Origin of the sequence: Streptomyces sp. NRRL WC-3626 (assembly GCF_000718785.1) — a bacterium.
Classification (GTDB): domain Bacteria; phylum Actinomycetota; class Actinomycetes; order Streptomycetales; family Streptomycetaceae; genus Streptomyces; species Streptomyces edwardsiae.
In genome coordinates this window covers 1-7,473 of record NZ_JOCA01000043.1, presented here as the reverse complement: position 1 = coordinate 7,473, position 7,473 = coordinate 1, and the positions used below count along the sequence as shown (strand labels likewise).

Sequence of the window (7,473 nt, the reverse complement as noted above, 5' to 3'; positions counted from 1 at the left end):
CCCCCTCCCCGTGACCACCCTCCGGACCGCCCCCCTCGCCCACGCCCCGGCCGCACCGGAACCGTCCCCCGTGGTCCGCCCGAGGACGGTGACCGGCCGCCCGGCCGCACCCCCCGTCCAGCGCGCCGCGCCGCACCCCGCCGGCGACCTGGCCGTACCGCCCACGTCCCGCCCGGGACCCACCCGTTCCCCCTCCCCCTCCCTCGCCGGCGACCTGGCCGTACCCGAGAGGCCCGGCAAGCAGCCCACCCGCGCGGCGGACAACCCGCAGACCCCCGGCGCCGACCTCGACGACCTCGCGCGCCGCCTTCTCGACCCCCTGGCCCGCCTCCTGCGCACCGAGCTGCGGCGCGGCCGGGAACGTACGGGCCGCCCCTACGACGGACGCCGCTGAGGGCACGGCACGGAACGGATGACGGACGGATGACGGACAACATCTTCGCGAGCAGCGTGTTCTTCCGGCTCACGATCGGCGGCAACGACCTGGGCGCCTTCAACACCTGCTCCGGCATGGGCGCCGAGGTGGAGATCGAGAGCTATGCCGAGGGCGGCAACAACGGCTTCTCCTGGCAGCTGCCCGGCCGGGTGACCTGGTCGAACATCACGCTCACCCGGCCGGTCACCGCCGACACGGCGAAGATCGGCCGCTGGCTGGACGAGACGCTGCGGCGGGTGGAGCCCAAGGACGGCGAGATCGTCGCACTGAAGCCGGACCTCAGCCGGATCATCAGCTGGCAGGTGTTCGGGATCGTGCCGGTGCGCTGGCAGGGCCCGTCCTTCGACCCGAGCAGCTCGCAGGCCGCCATCGAGACCCTCGAGATCGCCCACGAGGGCCTGCGCCCCTCCTGACCGCCGCACCCCGCCCGAGAGGAAGTCCCGGCATGTCCACGATGTCCCGTTCCAGTCGGGCCAGGGCCCAGCTGACGCTGAAGGAGCCCCCGACCTCCGTCGGCGCGAAGCCGGGCGGGACGATCGCGCGGCTGAACCTGCAGTTCAACCCGAACACCCTGCAGTTGCAGAAGACCACCGAGTGGCGGCGCACCCCGTCCCGGATGGCGGGGCAGTCGGCGCTGCCCGAGTTCGTCGGCAGCGGCCCGCGCACGCTGTCCCTGGAAGTGTTCCTGGACGCCACCGCCAAGCACGACGACTCCGTGGAGCAGGCGGTGGAGAAGCTGATGAAGGCGTGTGTGCCGACCCCGGCGAGTCTCGGCCGCAAGAAGCCGGCCAGCCCGTGGGTGCGGTTCGAGTGGGGGACCGCCCGCACGACCTCGTTCGACGGGGTGCTCTCCAGTCTGTCGGTGTCGTACACGCTGTTCGACGTGGACGGGAAGCCGCTGCGGGCCACCTGCCAGCTGTCGATCGAGGAGGCGAGCGTCGACCCGCCGGGCCAGAACCCGACCTCCGGCGCCCGCACGGCCCGCAGCACGCACACCGTCGTGGCGGGCGACAGCCTCGCCCTGCTGGCCTGGCGGGAGTACGGCGACGCGACCGCCTGGCGGGTCATCGCGGAGGCGAACCGGATCGACGACCCGATGGCCCTCGTCCCCGGCACCGAACTGGTGGTGCCGGGACTGCGGGACGCGGACGGCGAGGAGGAACAGTGAGCACAGCCGTGGAACGGGGCGGCCGGTCCTTCGCCGCCGACCCCATCGTGGAGACCCCCGCCGAACTCCCGCCCATCTGGGCCGCCCAGCTGGTCAGCTGTGTGGTGGACGAGAACGTGGGCCTGCCGGACGCCGCGGTGCTCACCTTCCGCGACCCCGACCACGAGTTCCTGCGGAAGACCGGCATCACCATCGGCACCCCGCTGAAGGTGTCGGTGGTCACCGTGTCCGGGCAGGCGCGCGAGCGGCTGTTCAGCGGCGAGGTGACGGCCCTGGAGCTGGACCGGGACCGTACCGGCTCGTTCACGGTGGTGCGCGCCTACTCCCGGGCGCACCGGCTCCAGCGCGGCCGGAAGGTGGTGGCCTACCGGAACATGACGGCGGCGGCCATCGTCCGCAAGGTGGCCGCCGGGGCGGGTCTGTCCGTCGGTACCGTGCAGGCGGCGCCGGTCACCTACAAGCAGCTGTCGCAGGCGAACGTGTCCGACTGGGACTTCCTGCAGTTCCTGGCCGCCGAGAGCGGCGCGCAGGTGCGCGTCGACGACCAGGGGCTGCTGCAGTTCACCCGGCCGGAGAAGGCGTCCGGCGCTCCCGCGCCGTCCACGTCGGCCACCCGGAATCCGATGGTGCTGGAGTACGGGCGGAATCTGCTGGCGCTGCGGGCCTCCCTGTCGGCGGCGGACGGGGCGCAGCAGGTGGAGGTGCGCGGCTGGGACGTCACCACGAAGCGGCCCCTGGTGGCCGCCCGGCCGTCGGTGGACAGCGACGCGGTGGTGCCGGGGCTGAGCCCGGCGCTCGCCGCCCGGTTCGGGAAGGCGAAGCTGACCGTCACCGACACCCCGTACCGCACCCAGGCCGAGACGAAGGCGGTCGCCGACGCCGTCGCCGATCAGGTGAGTGCGGGCTTCGGCGAGCTGGAGGTGCTGGCGGAGGGCAATCCGAAGCTGCGGGCGGGCCGGCCGGTGGCGCTCGGCAACGTCGGGCAGGCCTTCACCGGCAAGTACACGGCGACGGCCGTGCAGCACGTCCTCGAACCGCACGGCGGCTACCGTACGACGGTGTGGGTGAGCGCCAGCCCGGACCGCTCCCTGACCGGCCTGGTCACCGGCGCCAACGCCCCCTCCCGGGGCCCGCGCATCCCCGGTCTGGCGATCGGCGTGGTCACCGACGTGCGCGAGCCGGGCGGGGCCGAGAGCGGCGCGGTGAAGCTCACGTTCCCCTGGCTGGACGACACCTACGTCACCGACTGGGTGCGCACCGTGCAGTGGGGCGGCAAGGGCGGCGGGGGAGTGGTGAGCCCCGAGGTCAACGACGAGGTGCTGGTCGGCTTCGAACAGGGCCTGCTGGACAGCCCGTACGTCATCGGCGGGCTCTACAACGGCGTGGACAAGCCCTCGCCGCACGACGTCCCGCTGATCGACAAGACCACCGGCAAGGTCAACCGCCGTTCCGTCGTGTCGCGTTCGGGTCACCGCGTGGAGCTGCTGGACGCGCGGGCGCCCGGCCGCTCCGGGGTACGGCTGCTGACCGCCGACGAGCACATGGAGGTGTTCCTCGACGACCGCCGGGACCGGATCGAGCTGACCGTGTACTCCGGCAAGGGCACGGCCCGGCAGCCGCTCAGCTCCGTCGTGCTCGACAAGAAGGGCATCACCCTGGACGCGGGACGCGGCGACGTGAGCGTGTCGGGCCGCAACGTGGACATCCAGGGCCGGGTCGACGTGACGATCGGCGGCCGCAACGTGAACGTCACCGGCGGTACCGGCGTCACCGTCGACGGCGGTCTCCTCGGCGTCCTCAAGGCCAAGCTCATCCGCATCAACTGACCCCGCCCGCCGCCCCTTTCCGACATCCTCCGAGGAGAGCCGCATGCCAGCCGCAGCCCGTACCGGTGACCCCACCGACCACGGCGGCCGGATCACCACCCCGCCGCCCGCCGCCGCGCGGTCGGTGGCGACCGTCCTGATCGGCGGCCGGCCCGCCGCCGTCGTGGGCAGCCTGCATGTCTGCGTGGTGCCGCCGCACGTGCTCATGGGTCCCGCCAACGTGATCCTGCCCAACCCGGCCGGGCTCACCTCGGGACAGGTCCTCATCGGCGGGCTGCCGGCCGCGCGGGCCCGCGACCGGACCGCGTGCGGCGCGACCGTGCTGCCCGGCGCCCTGAACGTCGTGATCGGCGGTGTCGTGTGAGCGAGCGGTTCATCGGCCGCGGCTGGGGCTTCCCGCTGCGGGTCGGACCCACCGGCGGAATCGCCCTGGTCGAACGGGAACGGGAGATCGAGGAGGCCATCCGGCTGGTCCTCGGCACCGCGCCCGGCGAACGCCCCATGCGCCCCGAGTTCGGCTGCGGCATCCACGACTACGTCTTCGCCCCCGGCGACGGCGCCACCGCCGGACGCATCGCGCAACAGGTGCGCGAGGCCCTGGAACGGTGGGAGCCGAGGATCGCCGTGGACGACGTCGTCGTCGCCTTCGACGCGGTCGAGGACGGCACCCTCTACATCGACGTGCACTACACCCTGCGATCCACCAACGACCGGCGCAACCTGGTCTTTCCCTTCTACACGATCCCCTCCGAGGAGGGGGCCGAGGAAGCGGGCGCGGACTGATGGCCCTGCCCTCCCCGAACCTGGACGACCGGCGGTTCCAGCAACTCGTCGACGAGGCCAAGCGGTACGTCCGCCGGCGCGCCCCCGAGTGGACCGACCACAACGTCTCCGACCCGGGCGTCACCCTGATCGAGACGTTCGCCTACCTCGTCGACCAGCTGCTGTACCGGCTCAACCGGGTCCCGGACAAGAACTACACCGCGTTCCTCGACCTGTTGGGCATCCGCCTGTTCCCGCCCACGGCGGCCGCCGCCGACGTCGACTTCTGGCTCTCGGCACCGCAGCCCGACACGGTCGCCCTGCCCCCGGGCACCGAGGTGACCACGGCGGGCGGCGAGTCCGACGAACCCGTCGTCTTCACCACCACCGGTGAACTGCGCATCCTGCCCAGCGAACTGACCCGCCTGGTCACCGCGCCGAAGACCGGCGAGCAGAGCGACCGCACCGGCATGCTCGCCGACGGCCTCGACATCCCCTGCTTCCAGACCCGGCCGGAGCCCGGCGACGCGCTGCTGTTCGGCCTGCCCACGGCGGTGCCGCGCTGCATCGTCGCCGTCCGCCTGGACAGCCGCGTCGAGGGCATCGGCGTCGACCCGCGCCAGCCCCCGCTGGTGTGGGAGGCCTGGGACGGCGGCGGATGGCGGCCCTGCGAGACCGGCCCCGACACCACCGGCGGCCTCAACCGGCCCGGCGAGATCATCGTCCACGTGCCCGCCGGGCACACCGCGTCGGTCATCGGCGGCACCCGCGCCGGCTGGCTGCGCTGCCGGGTCACCGAGGCGGAGCCGGACCAGCCGTTCTACTCGGAGTCCCCGACCGTGCGCGAGGCGTCGGTGTTCACCGTCGGCGGCACCATGGCCGTCGAACACGCCGAGACCGTCACCGACGTACCGCTCGGCACCTCCGAGGGCGTCGCCGGACAGTCGTTCCGGCTCGCCCGCCCGCCGGTCCTCCTCGACGCCGGGCCGCCCCTGGTCGAGGTCTCCACCGACGACGGATGGCAGCGCTGGGACGTGGTCGAGCACTTCGGCCGCTCCGGACCCGCCGACCGGCACGTCCGGGTGGACGCCACCACCGGCGAGTTCCTCTTCCCGCCCGCCCTGCGGGAACCCGACGGCACCCTGCGCCAGTGCGGCGCCGTACCGCCGAAGGGCGCGCGGATCCGGGTGGCCCGCTACCGCACCGGCGGCGGGCCCGCCGGCAACGTGGCACGCGGCGCGATCTCCGTCCTGCTCAGCTCCGTGCCGTACATCGCCCAGGTGACCAACCGGGAGGCGGCACGCGGCGGGGTGGCCGGCGAGACCGTCGACAACGCCCGACGGCGCGCCCCCGAGGCGCTCCGTATGCAGGACCGCGCGGTCACGGCGGAGGACTACGAGATCATCAGCCGCCAGGCCGCGCCCTCCGTCCGCCGGGTGCGCTGCCTGCCGGCCGCCGACGCGCCCGGCGCGGTACGGGTCCTGGTGGTGCCGGACGCGGTGGCCGACGAGGGAGACGACCGGCTGCGCTTCGAGCAGCTGATCCCCTCCGACCAGGTGCTCGCGGCGATCACCGCGAGCCTCGACGAACGGCGGCTCATCGGCACCCGCCTCGTCGTCGAGCCGCCGGTCTACCAGGGCGTCACCGTCGTGGCCCGGCTCTCGGCGGCCCCCGGCGACACCGACCGGGTCCGCGCCGCCGCCCTCGACGCGCTCTACGCCCACCTCAACCCGCTCGCCGGCGGCCCGGACGGCACCGGCTGGCCCTTCGGGCGGCCCGTCCAGTACGGCGAGATCTTCGGCGTGCTGCAACGCGCCACCGGCAACGCCCTGGTCGAGGAGGTCCGGCTGTTCCCCGCCGACCCCGTCACCGGCCGGCGCGGCGCCCCGGCGGACCGCATCGACCTGGCGGCGGGCGCGCTCGTCTTCTCGTACCAGCACCAGGTGGTCGTCACGGCGGTCGGGGCGGAGGGCAGGGGATGAGCCGCGCCGCGATACCCGGCCTGCCGAGCCGCTACCCCATCGGCGGTCAGCTGCCCGCGCTGTACGCCGACGACGACTTCGCGCAACGGTTCACGGCGGGGCTCGACACGGTCCTCGCCCCGGTGTTCTCCACCCTCGACAACCTGCCCGCCTACCTCGACCCCCGGGTGGCGCCGGTCGACTTCCTGGTGTGGCTGGCGTCCTGGGTGGGCGCCGCCGACGACCCGCAGTGGCCCGAGGAACGGCGCCGCGAGGCCGTCGCCCGCGCGGTGGAGCTGCACCGGTGGCGCGGCACCCGGCGCGGACTGGTCGAGGCGCTGCGGCTGGCGCTCGGCGTGGACGCCGAGGTGACCGGCGACGGGGGCGCGGTGTGGTCGTCCACCGCCGCCTCCGGCCTGCCGCCCGAGCCGCCCGCCGAGGTGCTGGTACGGGTCCGGGCGCCGGGCGCGGTCGACGTGGACAGGGTCCACGAGATCGTGCGGGCCATGAGCCCGGTCCACACGGCGTTCCGGGTGGAGGTCCTGGCCGCCCCGCCCCCCGAGGAAGGAACCTGACGCATGCGCGCATGTCCCGCCTGCGGAGCGTCCAACGACCCGACGGACGACTTCTGCGGCAACTGCGGTACGTACCTGGGCTGGTCGGACACCCCACCCCCGCCGAGCCGCGCGACGACGGCTCCGGAGGACCCTCCGACGGGTACGGCGTCCACGGCGCCCTCCGCCGTTCCGGGCCGCCCGCCCGCCGTGGAGCCCGGGGCGGACCCGGCACCCGCCGATGCCCCGGCGGCGGCGGAGCCGGCGGGTCCGGCGGCCTCGGCACGGCCGGTCCCGTCGGCCGATCCGGGTCGACGGGCCGCTCGTCCGGCTGCCGCGGAGCCCGAGGGGGCGGGGCAGACCCCCGACGCCCCCTCGGCGGCCGTCCCCGCGCCTCCCGCACTCCCCGTGCCCATGGAGCCTCCGGCCGTCCCGGCCGTCCCGGCGCCCCCGGCCCTCCCGGACGTCACCCCGGAGGTGCCCGGGGCGGCCCTCACGGAGGGCGGGCCCCTGTCGGCCGCGCGTGCCCTCGGCGCGTCGCTGCGTTCCCGGCTCACAGGCGGCGGAGCCGACGAGGCGGGCGCCCCGGACGCGGTCACCCCGGACGACCCGGCCGCGGATGCCGCCGACACCGGCGCCGACACCGACGACGGGCCCGTGCCCCGCCCGTCCCAGGGCCACGGCGCCACCCCCGCACCCGCGCCCGTCCCGCCGGCGCCCCCGCCCGTCCCCCCCCGCCCTCCCGCCGTACCGCCCTCCCCGGCCG

The 7,473-nt window shown here is 74.9% G+C and carries 7 protein-coding genes and 2 pseudogenes; all 9 read left to right on the top strand.

Annotated elements, in window-relative coordinates; translation table 11 throughout:
• Nucleotides 1–394 (top strand): annotated as a pseudogene (locus IF28_RS0135700) (hypothetical protein); the annotation flags it as partial.
• A gap of 29 nt (nt 395–423) precedes the next feature.
• Nucleotides 424–849: a phage tail protein gene (locus IF28_RS0135695; RefSeq protein WP_030229548.1), complete on the top strand. Its 426-nt coding sequence runs from the start codon at nt 424–426 to the stop codon at nt 847–849.
• 32 nt (nt 850–881) lie between these two features.
• Nucleotides 882–1,604, top strand: coding sequence for a LysM peptidoglycan-binding domain-containing protein (locus IF28_RS0135690; RefSeq protein WP_030229546.1), 723 nt, complete (start codon nt 882–884; stop codon nt 1,602–1,604).
• Nucleotides 1,601–3,430: a VgrG-related protein gene (locus tag IF28_RS0135685; protein ID WP_030229543.1), complete on the top strand. Its 1,830-nt coding sequence runs from the start codon at nt 1,601–1,603 to the stop codon at nt 3,428–3,430. The genes IF28_RS0135690 and IF28_RS0135685 overlap by 4 nt, the downstream gene beginning before the upstream one ends.
• 43 nt (nt 3,431–3,473) lie before the next feature.
• Nucleotides 3,474–3,794 (top strand): PAAR domain-containing protein, encoded by a 321-nt coding sequence (locus tag IF28_RS0135680; RefSeq protein WP_030229541.1) that lies wholly within the window; start codon nt 3,474–3,476, stop codon nt 3,792–3,794.
• Nucleotides 3,791–4,213, top strand: a complete 423-nt coding sequence (locus IF28_RS0135675; protein ID WP_030229539.1) for a GPW/gp25 family protein — start codon at nt 3,791–3,793, stop codon at nt 4,211–4,213. Before IF28_RS0135680 ends, IF28_RS0135675 begins: the two co-directional genes overlap by 4 nt.
• Nucleotides 4,213–6,174, top strand: coding sequence for a putative baseplate assembly protein (locus IF28_RS0135670; protein WP_030229537.1), 1,962 nt, complete (start codon nt 4,213–4,215; stop codon nt 6,172–6,174). The genes IF28_RS0135675 and IF28_RS0135670 overlap by 1 nt, the downstream gene beginning before the upstream one ends.
• Nucleotides 6,171–6,728, top strand: coding sequence for a phage tail protein (locus IF28_RS0135665; protein WP_030229535.1), 558 nt, complete (start codon nt 6,171–6,173; stop codon nt 6,726–6,728). The genes IF28_RS0135670 and IF28_RS0135665 overlap by 4 nt, the downstream gene beginning before the upstream one ends.
• Nucleotides 6,729–6,731: 3 nt before the next feature.
• A pseudogene (locus IF28_RS40105) lies at nt 6,732–7,473 on the top strand (hypothetical protein); the annotation flags it as partial.

Coding starts and splice junctions, on each gene's coding strand:
- IF28_RS0135695 (WP_030229548.1), top strand. CDS start 424: ATGACGGACAACATCTTCGCGAGCAGCGTGTTCTTCCGGCTCACGATC.
- IF28_RS0135690 (WP_030229546.1), top strand. CDS start 882: ATGTCCACGATGTCCCGTTCCAGTCGGGCCAGGGCCCAGCTGACGCTG.
- IF28_RS0135680 (WP_030229541.1), top strand. CDS start 3,474: ATGCCAGCCGCAGCCCGTACCGGTGACCCCACCGACCACGGCGGCCGG.
- IF28_RS0135670 (WP_030229537.1), top strand. CDS start 4,213: ATGGCCCTGCCCTCCCCGAACCTGGACGACCGGCGGTTCCAGCAACTC.
- IF28_RS0135665 (WP_030229535.1), top strand. CDS start 6,171: ATGAGCCGCGCCGCGATACCCGGCCTGCCGAGCCGCTACCCCATCGGC.